A 16,927-nucleotide genomic window follows, 5' to 3' on the forward strand; every position below is an offset into this window, starting at 1 on the left:
CACTCCAATGGTTTACCTTTCACCCACATGTGGTGAGCGCCACGGGCGCGCCCCACATGCCGCCCCGGCCGGAACCCCCGTCCAGCCGGGGCACTTCTTTGCCGCCACGGCGCCGCCACGCCGTATTACGGTCGAGGGTATGACAACTGTCGTGTCCGGCACGGGAGTAGGACCACTGTTGCGCGGCTGGCGCGAGCGGCGCGGGGTCAGCCAGCTGGAACTGGCCCTTCGCGCGGACTCCTCGGCCCGTCACATCAGCTTCATCGAGACGGGACGCTCCCGCCCGAGCGAAGAGATGATCCTGCGCCTGGCGGAGCACCTGGAGGTTCCCGTACGGGAGCGCAACGCCCTGCTGCTGGCAGCCGGTTATGCGCCTCGGTATGCCGAGACCTCGCTCGACGACCCCGCGATGGGGCCGCTGCGCGAGGGGATGGAGCGGTTGCTCCAGGGGTACGAGCCGTATCCGGCCATTGTCGTCGACGGCGTGTACACGGTGGTCGCGGCGAACCAGGGCATCGCGATGCTGCTGGAGGGCCTGCCGGAGCACCTGCTCACGCCGCCGTTGAACGCCATGCGGATCACGCTCCACCCGGAGGGGCTGGCCGGACGGATCCGCAATCTGCGGGAGTGGCGCGGACATCTGCTGGCCCAGATGGAGCGCCAGATCGCGCTCGCCCGCTCAAAGCCGCTGCGGGAGCTGTACGACGAGGTCGCCGCGTATCCCCTGCCGGAGACGGGCGGCGTCCCGGCGGACCGGGGGGACCCGACTGCGTACCCCTACTTCGCGCTTCCGCTGCAGATCGAGCACGACGGCCATGTGCTGTCGTTCGTGTCGTCGATCTCGACCTTCAACACCCCGATGGATGTGACCGTCGCCGAGCTGGCCATCGAGTCGTTCCTTCCGGCGGACCCGGCGACGGTCAAGTACTGCCAGGGGTTGGCAGCCGCTGAGGGTCGAGCCTGACCGTCTCCGGTCCGCCGCACCGAGGGCGGCTGGTCAGACCCGGGTGACGTTCCGGTCGAGGACGGCCCGCAAGCGGTCGACATCCGCCGACTCCGCGCCGCGAGGCAGAGCACTGTCGACCTGGGGTTGGGCCCCTCGGTACCGTGAGGCTCTCACGTCCTGACCGTCGCCCGCAGCGCGGACCACTGCAGGACCGCGAATCCGGCGACGGTCAGTGCCTGCAGGGGAATCCAGACGGCGCCGGCGGTCTTCGGCTCGAACCAGAGCGCGAGGGAGGCGATGCTGAGGGCGGCCCAGAGCAGATTGGCGTCGATGACGAGCTTCACGGGGAAGAGCGGTGGCCGGCGGCGCGAGGCGAGGTAGCCGACTCCGGCCGCGAACACGGCGAGAAATAGGCCCAGTTCGAGGAGGATCGTGTCATCGACTCCGAGCAGCCGCCCGAGAGGGCCGGAAGCTGCGATGTACGCCAGTCCGTTGGCGCCGGTGACGACGGCGTCGAGCGCGAGGAATCGGCGCAGCATCGTCTGCGGCTCGGTGCTGCGGGAGATGCCGGTGAGCAGCGTTGCGGACATGACGGATCAGCCTCCATCGAGGTCGTACGGGCTGGTCGGGGACCCGGAGCTCGGACGGAGTGCGCCGCCCGAGTTCCGGTAGCGCAAGACTGCCGGGTGGCGCGGGGGCGGTCGATTACCTGCGACGTAATGGCGGAGCAGGCCGGACGACTGGGTGGGAGTGGTCCCGGACCCCGCGGCCCGGGACCACTCCCAGGCCCCTTGGGCTGACGCAGCCAACCGGCTACAAGGCCACAACGAGGGCGCAACAGGTGGGTGGCGGCGCTACGGCTCGACGCGGGTCGTCCCTACCATCCGGCGTACAGGGGGTACCCATAGCAATCCCCCGGGCAAGGGGGGCTCTGTGCAGTCAACCGTTTCACGGCCGGTTTTCCGGCGCTTCGTCGGCGCTCTCGCGGTCGGCGTGGCCCTGGCCGCAACCTCAGGGTGCACGGCTCCCGTCGATGCCGTCGCCGGCATCTCCGTGACCGCCGACGGCCATCTGCTCGGCGTCATGATGGTCTGCGGGCATCAGATCGACGGCGCGACCCTCTACGTGGACAGCACCGACGTCGACAATGAGGTGACGGTCGGTTCATGGGCCTCCGACCGTCCCCTCACGGCCGGTCTCGCCACCTGGACCCTCGATTCTCCTTCCGCCGGCTGGACCGCGACCAGCTCTCTCAAACCGCTCACCGCCAAGACCACCTATGCCCTCTACGGCTGGACCAAGGACAACTCGTGGTCATCGAGTGGCGTCTCCTTCACTCTGACCGACCGGGACCGACTCACCCCCGGAACGGTCCGCTACGACGACGTCGCGGGCAACGGCGACGAATCCGCAATCACCGTCCCCGTAGCGGAGTTCAAAGCCGGGGCCTGCGAGAACAGTTAACGACACGGCGCCTTCGCAGGGACGCGGGGCGAGGCGACCACACCTGCTGCACGCCGGCCGGCAGACACCGGCAGAGACAAGGAGCGTCAAGGTCAGCAAGAACACTTCAGTTCTGACCAGAGAGACACAAAACCCCGAATCGCTTTCCGGAGCCGTTCCCAATTACCCGTCAGACCGCGAGAGGTACCTGCTCACCCTCGACCGGGTTCCGGTAATGGGTCCAGATTTGGTTCAGCTCATGCTGGTAGTACAGCGGGTACAAAACAGCAACAATCAAGAGGACGATTCCGATCCAGGGGTTGCAGGTGGGCTGCATCCCCGCCGACTTCTGCATTCGGGCAATGCGCTGACCAGTGTTGTAGACCGAAACGAAGGGGGGCACGATCACCACCCAGCCAACGGTTATTGCCAGCACGGCCAGTACTGGGTTGACTTCGATTCGCTGATCGAAATCCTGGGCCTCGCGGTTCACCTTGTAGTACCAGACGAGGTGGTAGATGCCCAGCGTGATCAGCGGCCAGATCAGCCCGACGAGGAAGATGTTACGAATCTTGCCGGCGTGACCAGACATGAAGCACCTTCCAATCCGGTGGATTCGGTTACTCGCATGGAACGCGCCGAGGACCCCGACACGGCAATTACTGTCCGCGCCGTCGCAGCGATCACTCTTCATCGACACGCGAGGCTTGCGGAACCGCTCCTGCGAGCGAGAAATATTCGTTACATGAGGTCTGATTCCTACATGTCCAGTGCACCACTACCCATCGGAATGCGCACGCCAGCCCCGGCGCGGGCGGCACCCAGGGCCGCTCGTAGCAGGCGGACGGCGCTCGGGCAAGGGGGTGTGCGCCGTCGTCGGCGGGCGGCGCTATGGGTGGCGTCACCATTTCGGGGGCGCGGGGTGGTTTCTAGCGTGACCGGCACCTCGGTTCACCTGCGGGAGGTCCTTGATGCCGTTGCCCCCACACCTGCCCTGTCCGGTCAGGATCCTCGGTTCCCTACTCGCCCTGCTCCTTGCCACCTTGTGGCTCGCCCCGCCGCCCGCGGCGCACGCAGCCGCAGTGGACACGCCCGCGCCGCACGCGGCCGCCGTGCCACTGGAGCGAGTGAGCAACTTCGGTGCCAATCCCGGCGCTCTGAACATGTATGTGTACCGGCCGGCGAGCCTGCCCGCGCATCCCGCGGTCGTCGTCGCACTGCACGGCTGCACACAGAGCGCCCAGGTCTACGCCGACAACTCCGGGCTGACCACCTTCGCCGACCGGCACGGCTTCCTGCTGGTCTTCGCCGAGACGACGTCCGCGAACAACTTCAGCACGTGCTTCAACTGGTTCCAGCCGATCGACAACCGACGCGGCCAGGGCGAGGCCGCGTCGATCCGGCAGATGGTCGCTCATGCGGAGGGCGCGTACGGTGCCGACGCGGCGCGTACGTACGTCACGGGGCTCTCGGCCGGCGGAGGGATGACCTCGGTGATGCTCGCGGCCTACCCGGACGTGTTCGAGGCTGGTGCCGTGATCGCCGGGCTGCCGTACGACTGCACCAAGGACACCGGGCCCTTCGTCTGTATGGACCCCGGGGTGGACCGGACGCCCGCGGTGTGGGCGCAGCGGGTGCGCGACGCCTATCCGGGGTACTCGGGGCCCTGGCCGCGGGTCGCGATCTGGCACGGCGACAAGGATGCGAAGGTCGTCCCGAGGAACGCCGACGAGCTGCGGGACCAGTGGACCGCTGTGCACGGGGTGGACCAGAGTCCGGACCGTACGTCCACGATCGGCCCCGACCAGACGCGCAGGGAGCAGTATCTGGCGGCGGACGGCAGGGTCGTCGTCGAGGTCGACCGGGTGCCCGCGATCGGACATGGCACGCCGGTGGACCCCGGCAGCGGGTCCGAGCAGTGCGGACAGACCGGCACCGCGAACTTCATCGCCTCGATCTGCTCCAGCTACTGGATCACCGGCTTCTTCGGCCTTGACGGGACGGCGACGGCCTCCTCCGTCACCGGGTCCAAGGTTGCCGCAGCCGCCGCCCGGACCGGGCACTGCCACCGGACCGAACGACTGCGCGTGCCCGGCGCCGAGCGTCAAGTCGTCTCCTGCCTCGGCGAGTTGACGACGGCCGGGACGCTCGCCTCCGGCCACACCGATCAGGCCGACTGGGCCGGGCTCACCCCGGCCGGCCTTGCCACGCCCACTGGCGTGCCCGGCATCCAGATCGACGGCTACTTCCCCGACACGTCCACCACCAACACCAACCACGGGTGGAAGCACGACGCGCAGTTCGTCGTCAGGCTGCCCGACCACTGGAACGGCGGGCTCGTCGTCACGGGCTCCCCCGGCGTGCGCGAGCAGTACGCCAACGACCGGGCCATCGGTGACTGGGTCCTCTCCCGCGGCTATGCGTTCGCCGCCACCGACAAGGGGAACACCGGCGCGGGCTTCTACCGCGACGGGGCCGCGCCCGGCGAGGCGATCGCCGAATGGAACGACCGGGTGACCGAGTTGACCAGGGCCGCCCGTACGGTCGTCGCCCAGCGCTACCACCGCCCGCCGTCCCGCACCCTCGCCACCGGCATGTCCAACGGCGGCTATCTGGTGCGCTGGCAGCTGGAGAACCACCCCGAGCTCTATGACGGCGGCGTCGACTGGGAAGGCACACTCTGGCGCGCGAGCGGGCCGAATCTGCTCACCTTCCTGCCGCCCGCGCTGCGCCACTATCCGGTCTACGCCACCGGCGGACCCGGCGCGGACGAGGCGCACCGGGCGATGCTCGCAGCCGGCTATCCGGCGGGGTCGGAGTTCCTGTGGCCCTTCCACCATCAGTACTACTGGGATCTGACGCAGCGGATCTACCGGGAGGAGCTGGACCCGGCCTACGACGGGCCGACCGAGGCAGGGACCCCGTACTGCGCACCGGGCACACCCGCCTGCGACGCGGACTACGACTACGCCTCCCGGCCGCGGCAGGTGCACCGTGCCGTCGCGTCGATCGGGCTGACCGGCCGGATCGGCAAGCCGCTGATCACCCTGCACGGCACCCTCGATGTGCTGCTGCCCATCGCGCGCGACTCCGATGTGTACGCCCGCATGGTGCGCGACGCGGGCCGCGGCGGGCTGTTCCGTTACTACCGCGTCGACGGCGGCACCCACGTCGACTCGCTGTACGACGCCTTCCCGGACCGGCTGCGGCCGTTGACGCCCTGCCACCGCTCCGCGTTCACGGCGCTGGAGGCATGGATCGGGCGGGGCAGCGAGCCGCCGCCCAGTCACACCCTGGCCCGCCCGTCCGAGGCCGGTCCCGGCGCCCTGCTCACCGACTGTCCGATCGGCGGCACAAAAACCCGGTCCTGAGCAATCCCCTGCGGTACGGGCACCGAATAACAGCCGTGTGGCGGCGCGCCGGACGGCGGTGTGCCGGACCGGCTGGTGGGGGCACAGGTGCGAGCGACCGTACGGGTACGGGTACTTGCGGTGGACGGGCCGCAGGTGTGGATCGCCGTGAGCGGCAGGCTCTCCAGGACCACCGCTCCGGCGCTCGCGCAGGCGTTGCTGCTGCGCGAGGCCGACGGGTTCACCGTGTTCTTCGTGGATGTCAGCACACTCACCGACGACTGGGAGCTGACTCTCGACGAGGTACGGGAGGTGTTCCCGTGCGGCCGGAGGCTGGCGTTCCACCTCATCGGTTCCGCCGATGACCTTCGACTGCAACCCGGCCGCGATCCTCGGTTCGTCTTCCATCCCGGGCCGGCCTCGGCATGGTCCGTGTGGGCGCACGGCCCCTCGACGAAGGGCCGGCAAGTCGGCTGTCCGTCGTCCGCGCGTACCAGGAGCCGCAGGAGTTCCCTCGGCAGCATCACCTGAACGGGCCGGTGGCCACGGCGAATGCCGCCGTGGCCACCGGCCTGCTTCAGGCAGCCGGCGGTACGCGCCCGGGGCGGCCGGAGCCGCGAGTGATCGAGTAGCCCGCGATGGCCGCGAGCGCCCCCAGCAGTCCCCCGGCCACGGTCCAGATCCAGCGGTCGGACCACCAGCCGGACGCCCAGCCGCCGTCCGGCTCACTGAGGGCAGCCGCCTGCTTCGGCGCGCTTCCCTCCTCGTCCTTCGTCGTGGCACCGGCCACCAGCGGGGCGGCGAGCGATCCGTCGCCCGCGTACGCGCCGCCCGAGTCGGCCGACGTGGCCTCGACCTCGGCGCGCACCGGCAGACCGAGGTCCTCCTCGGGAAGGTCGGTGACCGTCAGGCGTACGTAGTAGCTGCCGGGCAGCGGGTCGTTGTCCCACGGCTCCGCCCACGAACGCACCGTACGCAGCGTGCAGGACAGTTCGACCGTTGCCGCGTCCTTGGCCGCGCCCCTGGTCTGCATGCCGTACATGCAGGACTGGCGTCGGCGCAGCCCGTCGAACACATCGAGCTGCCAGGTGGATCCGCCGTGCCGGTCGGCGGACTCGGGCAGGGTGAGCGTGGCCTTGACCGTAGCCCGCTGCCCGGCGTCGGCGGGAAAGACCCAGTACAGGTAGTCGCCGGCGGATGCGGTGGCTGTCGCCTTCTGGCCCTGCTCGATCGCGGTGGCGTCACGGAAGCCGGTGCCCGCCTCGGTCGGCCCGGCCGCGTTCTTGCTCGGGGTCGGCGACGGGTCGTCCGCCGTGGCGGCGCCCGCGGCGGAGAACAGGGCGGTGGCGGCCAGCAGAGCTGTCGTCAGCGCGCGTGCGGTACGCATCAGTTGGTCCTCCAGACGGCGATACGCCAGCGCGATATCCAGCCCCACAGCAGTCCGGCGACCAGACCGGTGAGCACGAGGGCGGCCAGCAGCCACCAGCCGCGGCCGAGGCCGAAGGAGGCGACGTCCGAGGCCCCGTCGGGCGCGTCCACGAGGTCGACGGTCAGTTCGACGGGCAGTCCCGGCTCGGTCTTCACGGACGGGGGCGCCGAGAAGGAGTTGCTGACCTGCAGACAGACGGTCTCCGCGGCGGGTTTGACCTCGTCGGCGTCGTCGAGCTGGGCCTTGGGATAGCGCAGCCCGGCGGAGATCACATCGGTGCGCCCGTTGCCGGCCTCCGAACCGCGGACGATTTCCCGGCCGTGTACGGTCACGGCCCGCAGCAGGACCCCGTAGTCGTTGTTGACGGCCCGGTCGGCGGCGACGCTGACGGAAGCGCGCAGCTCCTGCCCGGGCAGGACGTCGACGCGATACCAGCGGTGCCGGCCGAACGTCTCGCGGTCGCTGTAGAGGCCCGGCTTCAGCTGCGGGGCCTTCGCGCACTCCTTCGCGCCCTCGGTCGCCACCGGAGTGACGACCGGTTCGGCGGCGCGGTCCACCAACTGGCTCACCCGGTCGGAGAGTTCGTCGGTGTGCTGCACCGAGGTATAGGTGCCGCCGGTGGCCTCGGCGATGCAGCTGAGCTGGTCACGGGTCTTGGCGTCCGGGACCAGGCCCAGGGTGTCGATGACGAGGTGAATCCCCTTGGCGGCGATGTCGCGTGCCACGACGCACGGGTCGAGCGGGGCGCAGGTGTCCTCGCCGTCCGTGATGAGCACGATCCGCCGGGTCGCGTCGCCGCCTTCGAGGTCGTCGGCGGCGCCGAGCAGCGCGGGTCCGATCGGCGTCCAGCCGGTGGGGGCGAGGGTCGCGACGGCGGTCTTCGCCTCGGTCCGGTCGAGCGGTCCGACGGGGTAGAGCTGCTTGGTGTCCTTGCACCCGAGCTTCTTGTCCTTGCCCGGGTAGTCGGCCCCGAGCGTGCGTATGCCGAGCTGTACTTCTTGCGGTACCGCGTCCAGTACCTCGTTGAACGCCTGCTTCGCAGCCGCCATCCGGGTCTGGCCGTCGATGTCGCGGGCCCGCATGGAGCCGCTGACGTCGAGCACCAGCTCGACCTTGGGGGATGCCTTGGCCACCGGTTCGTCGGCGGCGGCGCCTGCCGGGAAGAGCCCGGCAGCCAGGGCGGCGAGCAGGCCGCACACCCCGGCCGCCAGCCGTTTTCTTGTGATCATCGCTGGATGGTAGTGATGATCGCCCGGCGATCCAAAACGGGTCGGCGGCACGGGGGTTGCGGGCCGGTCACCCCTGCCCGGGGGCGGGCCTCAGGCTGCCCCGTCGTCGGCCGCGCCACGACGGTCGCCGACTGCCGGTGGGACGGCATCGGGGTCGGTCTCGACGCTGCGGGCCGGGTCCTCCGGCTCCGTGGAACGTGCTGCTTCTGCGCGGAGCATGGCGTTGAGTGCTGCGAAAGGGTCGATGGGCATGGCTGTGCACCTCACGGTGTGATGGCTGCTGATGGGGCTCGAACATGGCCGGGCTCATCAGCAGCGCAGGACCACACAGCGCACAGCGTGCATCGGCAGCGGCAGTTGTGCCTGCCGACTCGGGCCGGGGCGGTACGGGGCGGGCCGGCCCGGACCCGAACGCACCCCGGACCGGGTGGCCGGTGCGACGGGGCGTGCCGCGGGGCACGCCCGGCCCGTGGCTTCGGTGGCCGCCTCCTCCGGCTGGCCGGCACTCGCCGGGTCGGCCGGGGCGGAGGCGGGGGTCCGGATCTCACCGGCTCCGGCCGCCGCCGCGGCGGAGCCGAAGGACGTGCCGAGCAGCGCCAGAAGCACCAGGAGGACGACCGCGGCGGCCCGGCGCGCGACGGCGCCTGTCGCTGCCTCGACGCTCTGGGGCTGCTTCATGGGGGCGACCTCCTGGACATGCCTAACTGCCCAGGAGACGCCAGGTTCTGCCGCGCTCCGGCCGAGATCCGCTCTACCGGGGTACGCGCATTACGCCGAATTCACCGCCGTGTGCGGAGTGATCACGGTGACGCCCGTCCCGGACGCGGCGCCGAGAGCGACGAGCGCCGCGGGCACCTCGTCGAGCCCGATCCGCGTGGTCACCAGCAGGTCGGGGCGGAGGGCGCCGGAAGCGACCATCGCCATCATCTCGGGGTAGGCGTGAGCGGCCATGCCGTGGCTGCCGAGGATCTCCAGCTCCAACGGGACGACCCGGTCCATCGGCAGATGGACCCCCTGGGGCAGCAGGCCCACCTGCACATGGCGGCCCTGACGGCGCAGGCTCTGCACCGAGTTCACACAGGTCACGGGCGCTCCGAGGGCGTCGAGCGAGAGATGAGCGCCGCCGCCGGTCGCCTCGTGAACCGCGTCGGCGACACTTCCCTCCAGTCCCGAGGCATCCACGCACACCTCCGCCCCGAGCGTCCTGGCCAGCTCCAGCGCGCCGGCCGAGACGTCGACCGCGACGACCCTGGCCCCGCACGCCGCGGCGATCATCACCGCGGACAGGCCCACTCCCCCGCATCCGTGCACGGCGACCCACTCCCCCGGCGCCACCCTGCCCTGTGCCACGACGGCGCGGAAGGCGGTCGCGAACCGGCAGCCGAGGCTCGCGGCGGTGGCGAAGGACGTCGACTCGGGAAGGGCCACCAGATTGACGTCGGCGTGGTGGACGGGGACGTATTCGGCGAAGGATCCCCAGTGCGTGAAGCCGGGCTGCTCCTGACGCTCACAGACCTGCTGTGCACCGCGCGCGCAGGCCGAGCACCGTCCGCAGGCGCAGACGAACGGCACGGTGACCCTCTCGCCCGGCCGCCAGTTGGCGACGTCGTCGCCCACCGACTCGATCACTCCGGCCAGCTCGTGCCCGGGGACGTGCGGAAGGGTGACGTCGCTGTCGTGGCCCATCCAGCCGTGCCAGTCGCTGCGGCACAGACCCGTCGCCTCGACCCTGATCACCGCGCCGCCGCGGGACGGCACGGGGTCGGGCACCTCGCGTACCTCCAGCGGCTTCCCGAACTCTTCGAACACCACAGCACGCAAGGGGCACACTCCCTGGTCCGGCGGATCTTCCGCTGCCTCTGCCGACTCAACGTAGCCGGACGGGCGGCTTCTACGGCAGCCCCTGACCTGGGCCGCCCGGCCCGTCCGGCCCGAGCGGCACCTGCGGTCCTTCGCACTCCCGCAGCCAGCGCCGCAGCACCCGGTGCACCCGCTCGGCGCCCATCAGGCCCTGGCCGTCGGAGACCGGCGCGGACAGGTCGAGCGGCGACAGCAGAAAGGGCTGGGACTGTTCGCCGCCGAGGCCGCCGTGCGAACCGATCTGTTCCTCGAAGGCGTGCACCGTGCCCGCGTCCGGGTCGTGCATCGAGTTGACCATGATGTCGGCGACATGCGGATAGGAGTCGGTGCGGCGTACGGCCTCGGCCGCACCCGGGCCGTAGACCGCCAGCGGGCCGTCGTCGTCCAGCGCCGTGACGGGCACCTCAATGCCGCCGGGGCCGAGCACCAGTGAGCCGTGCCGCTCGCTGCGCACCAGCAGGAATCCGATGCCCGGGTGGGCCGCGAGCGTACGCAGCAGCGCCGGGTGGCGGCGCTCGATCTGCTCACGGCTCAGACGCCCCGCCGTATCGGGGAAGGAGATCAGCGCGAGATTGCCCGAGGCGAGCACGATCGGGTCGGAGCCCCGCTCCGGATGCTCGTCCGCTCCGTCGGCGAAAGGCCGGTGGAGCGCGCTGCGCAGCGCGTCGCCCGCCGCGTCGCGTGCCTCGGCACCGCTCTTGGAGCGATCAGCGCGGCGTGGGACGGGCAGCCCGCAGCCGGCCCGCACAAGATCCTTGAGGGTGAGGCCGTAGGCACGCTCAAAGGTGATCCCCGGGCTCTGCCCGTGGTCGGACAGCAGCACGATCCGGTAGTCGCGGGGCGCGTGTTCGGCGGCCTTGGCGATCAGCGCGATGGAACGGTCGAGCCGTTCGAGCACCAGCGAGGCGTCCCGGCTGTGCGGTCCCGAGTGGTGCGCCACTTCGTCGTACGCGACGAGGTCGGCGTAGACGGCGGTGCGTCCGGCGAGCATGTCCCCGATCACCGCGGCGACCACGACGTCCCGCTCGACGACGGTCGCGAACGCCCGGATGAAGGGGTAGAGCCCGCCGCGCCCGACCCGCGGCCGGTCGCCGCGCAGCCGCGCCCGGGTCGACTGGCCGATCTCCCGGGCGACTTCGGCGATGAACGACACCGCGGTGCGCACGGCGTTGGCGGGGTCGCTGAAGTAGGCGAAGTAGCCCTCCCTGGAGCGGTTGGCCTTACCGCGCCTGGCGGCCATGGACAGCACGAGCGCGAGCTGGTCCGCGCCGCCGCTGAACAGATTGCCGCGGCTGGCGCCGTCGACGGTGAGCAGTCCGCCGTCGCCGGTGCGCTCGATGGCGCGGCGCTGGAGCTCGGCGGCGCTCGCGGGCCGGTTGCTGACCATGACCCGGCCGCTGTCCTTCTCGTACCAACGGAACGCCGGGACGTCGTGGTTGGTGCCGTGCAGAATGCCGAGCTGGCTGGCGCCGGTCTGGCTGGACCAGTCCGTGCGCCAGGGCGTGAGCCGGTGGGTGGTGCCGATCCAGCCGGCGACGGTGGGCATCACACCGTCATCGGCCGCGCGCCGCAGCACCTCGTGCCCGACCCCGTCGAGCTGCAGGAAGACCGTGCCCGGGGACTGCTCACGGACCTCGTCCTCGCCGCGTCGCCGTCTGCGGCGGGCGGCGAGCCGGGAGAGCCTGCGCCGGTAGGCGTTGTCGTCGCGGACGGCGAGTGCGGTGGACGTTGTGGAGGCGACGGCGGACATCACGGCGGCGACGACGACCGCGGTCTCCGGGTCGGCCGCGCCGCGTCCGTCGGGGATCAGCCAGAGCGCGATCAGCAGCAGCGAGCCGTTGAGGAAGAAGACCAACAGGCCGAGCACCAGGGCGGGTACGAGCAGCAGGGCACGTACGACGACCGGCCAGACGAGTGCGGTCAGCAGACCGAAGGCGCCGGCGCCCCAGGCGGCTGTGATGGCGGTCCTGGTGATGCTGTCGCCGTCGTCGGACTGCAGCTGGAAGTCGGGCAGCAGCCCGGCGAGCGCCAGCATTGTCAGCGTGGACACGGCCCACACCACGATCACGCGCAACAGGGCGCTGCCGACGCTGCGCCATCGCCCCTCGGCCACGCCGTCTCACCTCACCTTGGATCTGCCTCCAGCCTGGCACAGGACCGGGCACGATCCGCGGGGGGCTCGGACGGGGCCGTCGGGCGACCCGCTGAGCAGCCGTTGCACCCGGCCGTCGGGGCGAGCCGCTCAGCAGCCGTCGTACCCGGCCGTCGGCATGGAGAGCCTGCGGTGCACATTGGCCTTCATCGCCGCGTCGTATACGGGCTCCTGGAGGCCTGCGGTCTCCAGCCGTACGCCCCTGCGCCCGCACTCGGCGCGGAAGTCCGGCACGGACCTCAACGCCCGTTCCAGTACCTGCTCATTGGGGGCGACGAACAGATCCACCCGGCCCTCGTCGACATCGGTCCACAGCCCGCAGTGGTCGGCGCGCAGTCCGCAGAAGAGCAGTTCCCGCGTGACGACATGGCCACGGTCGGCGGCCCAGCGGGCGCACATCGCGTGCTGGCTGCGGGTGTCCACGAGAAAGGGGGCGCGGTCGAGTTCCTCGAGGGGGATCAGGCAGGCGATCGCCGCCACGCGTAAACCGTCCATGGAACGTCCCCCTGCACTCGCCGTCACCCCGACCCTACTCCGCAACCGGCCCCGGCCCCTTGCCGCGTCGGGGGATCTAGGCTCGTAGGTGTAGGTGGAACGAGGAGGCGCTGCGTGCCGGTGGAAGTCACCTGGTGGGGTCATGCCACCTGTACGGTCGAGGACTCCGGGGTGCGGGTGCTGACCGATCCGCTGTTCGTGCGCCGGCTCGCCCATCTGCGCAGGCGGCGCGGTGAGCTGCCACCGCCCGAGGCCGCCCGCGCCGAGGCGGTCCTCGTCTCCCATCTGCACTCCGACCATCTCCATCTGCCGTCGCTGGCGCGGCTGGCACCCGGCACCCGGCTGCTCGTGCCGCGTGGCGCCGCCCGCTCGGTGCCCGCGCTGAAGCGGCTCACGGACAGGACGGGGCTGCGGATCACCGAGGTGGGCCCGGGCGACGAAGTGCAGGTGGAGGATCTGGTGGTGCGGGCGGTGCCCGCGCTGCACGACGGGCGGCGGCTGCCGCTCGGGCCGCACCGCTCGCCCGCTCTCGGCTATGTGATCAGCGGCGAGGCCCGGACGTACTTCGCCGGGGACACCGGGCTTTTCGACTCGATGGCCGACGAGGTCGGCCCGGTCGATGTGGCGCTGCTGCCGGTCGGCGGCTGGGGGCCGTATCTCGGGCACGGGCATCTGGACGCGGCCCGTGCGGCGCAGGCACTCGCCTCGCTCGCGCCGCGCGCGGCTGTGCCGGTGCACTACGGCACCTACTGGCCGATCGGGATGGACGGAATCCGGCCGCACGAGTTCTACGCCCCGGGCGAGGAGTTCGTACGCAAGGCCGCGCGGCTGGCTCCGCAGGTGGCGGTGCACCGGCTGGGGCACGGCGAGCGCGTCCGCCCGGAGGCGGCCCGGTGAGCGCGAAGCCGTCACAGGTGCTCGGCCGTCTGTCGGAGGTCGTGGGACGGCTGCCGCCGGAGTCGACGCAGCAGGCTGTCGGCTATCCCTCGCTGTTTCTTCTGGTGGCACTGGGCTCGCTGGTGCCGGTGGTGCCGACGGGGGCGGTGGTGAGCTCGGCCGCGGTGGTGGCCTTCCATCAGACGTCTCCGGTCGCGCTGCTGTTCGTCTTCCTGGTGGCGTCGTTCGCCGCGTTCCTCGGGGATGTGACGCTGTACTGGCTCGGGCAGCGCGGCGTCGGTTCCAAGAACGGCTCGCGCTGGCTTGCGGTGCTGCGTGAGCGCTCGGCGCCGGACCGCCTTGAGCAGGCGCAGCGCAAGCTGGACGAGCACGGGGTGACGGTGCTGGTGCTCTCTCGGCTGGTGCCGGCCGGGCGGATTCCGGTGATGCTGGCCTGTCTGCTCGCCAGGATGCCGCTGCGCGCGTTTGTGCGCGGGGATGTCCCGGCGTGCCTGGCCTGGGCGGCGACGTATCAGCTGATCGGGATTCTGGGTGGGTCACTGTTCGACGAGCCGTGGAAGGGCGTGGTCGTCGCGGTGACGCTGGCGGTGGTGATCAGCGTGGCTCCGACGGTGTGGCGGAGGGTCCGGCGCGCCGCCCGGCCGGGCTCGTCCGGCTCAAGCGGTCAGCAGGCGTGAGCCGCCGACCGGCAGGTCCCACAGCTGTTCGCGCGGCCGGCCGGCGCGCTCCCAGGCGGCCCTGACCCGGGTCAGGGGTTCGAGGACCGGCTCGGCGGAGAGCACGAACGTCGCCCAGTGCATCGGTGCCATGTTCCGCGCGCCGAGGTCGTCGAAGGCGCGCACCGCCTCCTCCGGATCGGTGTGCACATCGCTGAGCCACCAGCGCGGGTCGTACGCGCCGATCGGCAGCAGCGCCAGATCGAGGTCGGGATGGCGGCGGCCGATCTCCTTGAACCAGTGGCCGTAGCCGGTGTCGCCGGCGAAGTACACGGACTGGTCGTGCTGGTCGGTGAGCACCCAGCCGCCCCACAGCGAGCGACAGGTGTCGGTGAGGGTCCGCTTGGACCAGTGATGGGCCGGTACGAAGTCGAAGCGGACGCCGCCCAGATCCGCGCCCTCCCACCAGTCGAGTTCCGTCACCCGGGTGAAACGGCGGCGGCGGAACCAGCGGGCGAGGCCCGCCGGGACGAAGACCGGCGTGTGCCGCGGCAGCCGCTTGAGGGTGGGGGCGTCCAGATGGTCGAAGTGGTTGTGGCTGATGACGACTGCGTCGATGGCCGGCAGATCTTCCCAGCGCACGCCGACGGGGGTGATCCGGACAGGGGTGCCGAAGATCCGGCGGGACCAGACGGGGTCGGTGAGGACGGTGAGCCCGCCGATGCCCAGCACCCAACTGGCGTGTCCGGCCCAGGTGACAGCCACGGTCGCGGTGTCCACGACGGGCAGCGGTCCCGGTGCGAAGGGCAGCAGCGGAATGTCTCGCAGCCCGTCGGCGCCGGGGCGCACCGCGCCCTCCCTGGCGAGGCGGGCCATGGCCCGTACGCCGGGCAGCGGAGCGGTCAGCCGGTCGGCGAAGGACCTCGGCCACCGGCGGATCTCGCCGAGGGGGCGGGTGCGCGAGCGGGGCCGTAAGCCGTCTGTCGTGCCCGCGGCTCCCAGGTGCGCCGGAGCCGTTCCTGCCTGTCCTGTCTGTGCCGGGTGCCCGGGCCGCTCCGGGTGCCCCGTCTGTGCCGGGTGCCCTGTCTGTTCCGAGTCGGATGCCTGTCCCGAGTCGGCTGCCTGTCCCGAGTGCTCCGCCTGCTCCGTCTGTTCCGCCATCCGGGGCTCCGATCAACGCAGTTCGTCGAAGGCCGTTCCAAGAATGGTCAACGCCCCCGCCACATGCGGCAATTCCAGAGGTGCCGGTGAGGTGAGGGATTCCTGCTGCTGCTCGGGAGTCGCTCCCAGCAACGGTCCGGTGGCCAGCCGCACCCGCAGCGCGCCCAGCTCGTCGCCGAACCGGTGCCCGCCCGGCACGGGTGCCCCCACCCGGTCGGTCAGATACTCCTCGAGCTCCATGGAGTCGGTCACACCCCGCTCGGCGAGGCGGGCGCGCAGCGGCCCGAGGTCCGCGTACATATGGCGGCCCGCCTGCGGCGGACGGGCGAGCGCGCCGGACACGAGCACCGCGCGGTGCACGGCGGCCGCCACGCGCGCGTGCAGCGCGGCCGCCTGCTCCATCCTGGCGATGACCGGTCCCGGCTCGTCGAGCGCGTGGGCGGCGGCAGCGGCGACCGGTCCGGCCACCACCGCGCCGAGCGCGGTGAGGATGTCGAGGGTCCTGGCGCGCCGGGCGGCTCCCTCATCGGTGGCCGGGAACCGGGCGACGGCGACCGGCCAGGAGGCGGGCATGAGCGCGCCCGCCAGATCGCTGATGACGGTCACATCGCCAGGGCACATCTCGGCGGGACTGAGCAGCACGGTCTCGTGCGGCCTGTGCAGGGTGTCCCGCCAGGTCTCGTCGCTGATGATGTGCAGCCCCTCGCCCACGGCGGCTTCGCATGCCTCGAGGACGGTCTCGGGCGGGGCGACCGTCGCGGTGGGGTCGTCGGCGACGGAGATCAGCAGCAGCCGGGGCATCCCACCCTCGGCGCGCACTCTGCGTACGGTCTCGAGCAGCGCATACGGATCGGGCACGCCGCCGCACTCGGCCGGGGTCGGCACATGGTAGGCGGGCCGCCCGAGCAGCCGGGCCTGCGGCGTCCACCAGGCGGGGCAGGGGCGGGGCATCAGCACATCCCCGCCGTACGCGCCGATCAGCGCGAACAGCAGGGGTTGCGCTCCGGACGCCGCCACCAGTTCCTCGGGGTGGGAGCGCAGCCCGCGCCGCCACCAGTAGCCGCAGGCCGCCTCGCGCAGCTCGGCGCCGCCGCCGGGCGGCTCGCTGTCCGCCCCCTCCGACGCGGCCGCGAGCACTGCGGCGAGCTCGGGGAGCACGGGCAGTCCGGACACGGGGGCGGGCGGCCCGTAACGGATGGGACCGTGGCTTTCCGGAGCCGTCCGCTGCATGCCGTCACCTCCGCTGCTCGCGCCCCCGGACCACTGTCCGGCCGACGAGCCCTTTGGGCCCACGAGCCCTTTATACGGA

Annotated in this window: 17 protein-coding genes and 1 pseudogene; 7 read left to right on the top strand and 11 right to left on the bottom strand. The window is 71.5% G+C overall.

What is annotated here, in order from left to right; all coding sequences use genetic code 11:
* The first annotated feature begins 139 nt into the window (after nucleotides 1-139).
* Nucleotides 140-964 carry a helix-turn-helix domain-containing protein gene (locus tag ACI2LP_RS01290; RefSeq protein ID WP_404722460.1) on the top strand — a complete coding sequence of 275 codons (825 nt, stop codon included), beginning with the start codon at nucleotides 140-142 and terminating at the stop codon, nucleotides 962-964.
* Between the two features lie 152 nt (nucleotides 965-1,116).
* Here ACI2LP_RS01290 and ACI2LP_RS01295 read toward each other — a convergent pair whose 3' ends face one another.
* Entirely contained in the window at nucleotides 1,117-1,536 is a 420-nt protein-coding gene (locus ACI2LP_RS01295) for a hypothetical protein (protein ID WP_404722461.1), read from the bottom strand.
* Between the two features lie 343 nt (nucleotides 1,537-1,879).
* On the opposite strand from ACI2LP_RS01295, the gene ACI2LP_RS01300 reads away from it, so the two are divergent.
* Entirely contained in the window at nucleotides 1,880-2,410 is a 531-nt protein-coding gene (locus ACI2LP_RS01300) for a hypothetical protein (RefSeq protein ID WP_404722462.1), read from the top strand.
* Nucleotides 2,411-2,579: 169 nt separating this feature from the next.
* Here the strand turns inward: ACI2LP_RS01300 and ACI2LP_RS01305 are convergent, their stop codons facing one another.
* Nucleotides 2,580-2,981, bottom strand: coding sequence for a DUF4234 domain-containing protein (locus ACI2LP_RS01305; protein ID WP_404722463.1), 402 nt, complete (start codon nucleotides 2,979-2,981; stop codon nucleotides 2,580-2,582).
* 571 nt (nucleotides 2,982-3,552) lie between these two features.
* On the opposite strand from ACI2LP_RS01305, the pseudogene ACI2LP_RS01310 reads away from it, so the two are divergent.
* From ACI2LP_RS01310 to ACI2LP_RS01320, 3 genes and pseudogenes are all read left to right on the top strand, one after another.
* Nucleotides 3,553-4,119 (top strand): annotated as a pseudogene (locus tag ACI2LP_RS01310) (PHB depolymerase family esterase); the annotation flags it as partial.
* Nucleotides 4,120-4,335: 216 nt separating this feature from the next.
* Nucleotides 4,336-5,760, top strand: coding sequence for a tannase/feruloyl esterase family alpha/beta hydrolase (locus ACI2LP_RS01315; RefSeq protein ID WP_404723032.1), 1,425 nt, complete (start codon nucleotides 4,336-4,338; stop codon nucleotides 5,758-5,760).
* Nucleotides 5,761-5,847: 87 nt separating this feature from the next.
* Entirely contained in the window at nucleotides 5,848-6,270 is a 423-nt protein-coding gene (locus tag ACI2LP_RS01320) for a hypothetical protein (RefSeq protein ID WP_404722464.1), read from the top strand.
* Nucleotides 6,271-6,316: 46 nt separating this feature from the next.
* Here the strand turns inward: ACI2LP_RS01320 and ACI2LP_RS01325 are convergent, their stop codons facing one another.
* From ACI2LP_RS01325 to ACI2LP_RS01355, 7 genes are all read right to left on the bottom strand, one after another.
* Nucleotides 6,317-7,126, bottom strand: coding sequence for a hypothetical protein (locus ACI2LP_RS01325; protein ID WP_404722465.1), 810 nt, complete (start codon nucleotides 7,124-7,126; stop codon nucleotides 6,317-6,319).
* On the bottom strand, nucleotides 7,126-8,397 hold the full coding sequence (locus ACI2LP_RS01330) for a VWA domain-containing protein (RefSeq protein ID WP_404722466.1): 1,272 nt from the start codon (nucleotides 8,395-8,397) through the stop codon (nucleotides 7,126-7,128). The genes ACI2LP_RS01325 and ACI2LP_RS01330 overlap by 1 nt, the downstream gene beginning before the upstream one ends.
* A gap of 90 nt (nucleotides 8,398-8,487) precedes the next feature.
* Complete coding sequence (locus ACI2LP_RS01335; RefSeq protein WP_404722467.1) at nucleotides 8,488-8,649, bottom strand: hypothetical protein; 162 nt, start codon at nucleotides 8,647-8,649, stop codon at nucleotides 8,488-8,490.
* Nucleotides 8,650-8,706: 57 nt separating this feature from the next.
* The gene (locus ACI2LP_RS01340; protein WP_404722468.1) at nucleotides 8,707-9,075 is read right to left on the bottom strand and encodes a hypothetical protein; all 369 of its coding nucleotides are present in this window, start codon (nucleotides 9,073-9,075) and stop codon (nucleotides 8,707-8,709) included.
* Between the two features lie 90 nt (nucleotides 9,076-9,165).
* Nucleotides 9,166-10,218, bottom strand: coding sequence for a zinc-dependent alcohol dehydrogenase family protein (locus tag ACI2LP_RS01345; RefSeq protein WP_404722469.1), 1,053 nt, complete (start codon nucleotides 10,216-10,218; stop codon nucleotides 9,166-9,168).
* Nucleotides 10,219-10,288: 70 nt separating this feature from the next.
* Complete coding sequence (locus ACI2LP_RS01350; RefSeq protein WP_404722470.1) at nucleotides 10,289-12,370, bottom strand: phage holin family protein; 2,082 nt, start codon at nucleotides 12,368-12,370, stop codon at nucleotides 10,289-10,291.
* A 129-nt stretch (nucleotides 12,371-12,499) separates the two neighbouring features.
* On the bottom strand, nucleotides 12,500-12,904 hold the full coding sequence (locus tag ACI2LP_RS01355) for a hypothetical protein (protein ID WP_404722471.1): 405 nt from the start codon (nucleotides 12,902-12,904) through the stop codon (nucleotides 12,500-12,502).
* 114 nt (nucleotides 12,905-13,018) lie between these two features.
* Here ACI2LP_RS01355 and ACI2LP_RS01360 point away from each other — a divergent pair, with 114 nt between their 5' ends.
* Complete coding sequence (locus ACI2LP_RS01360) at nucleotides 13,019-13,801, top strand: MBL fold metallo-hydrolase (protein WP_404722472.1); 783 nt, start codon at nucleotides 13,019-13,021, stop codon at nucleotides 13,799-13,801.
* Nucleotides 13,798-14,478: a DedA family protein gene (locus ACI2LP_RS01365; RefSeq protein WP_404722473.1), complete on the top strand. Its 681-nt coding sequence runs from the start codon at nucleotides 13,798-13,800 to the stop codon at nucleotides 14,476-14,478. Before ACI2LP_RS01360 ends, ACI2LP_RS01365 begins: the two co-directional genes overlap by 4 nt.
* On the opposite strand, the gene ACI2LP_RS01370 is transcribed toward ACI2LP_RS01365, so the two are convergent.
* Nucleotides 14,458-15,618: an MBL fold metallo-hydrolase gene (locus ACI2LP_RS01370; RefSeq protein WP_404722474.1), complete on the bottom strand. Its 1,161-nt coding sequence runs from the start codon at nucleotides 15,616-15,618 to the stop codon at nucleotides 14,458-14,460. The two genes, ACI2LP_RS01365 and ACI2LP_RS01370, sit on opposite strands and share 21 nt — an antisense overlap.
* Before the next feature lie 12 nt (nucleotides 15,619-15,630).
* Complete coding sequence (locus ACI2LP_RS01375; protein ID WP_404722475.1) at nucleotides 15,631-16,848, bottom strand: aminotransferase class I/II-fold pyridoxal phosphate-dependent enzyme; 1,218 nt, start codon at nucleotides 16,846-16,848, stop codon at nucleotides 15,631-15,633.
* Between the last annotated feature and the right edge of the window lie 79 nt (nucleotides 16,849-16,927).

Source organism: Streptomyces sp. NPDC019890, assembly GCF_044903445.1.
Lineage (GTDB): Bacteria > Actinomycetota > Actinomycetes > Streptomycetales > Streptomycetaceae > Streptomyces.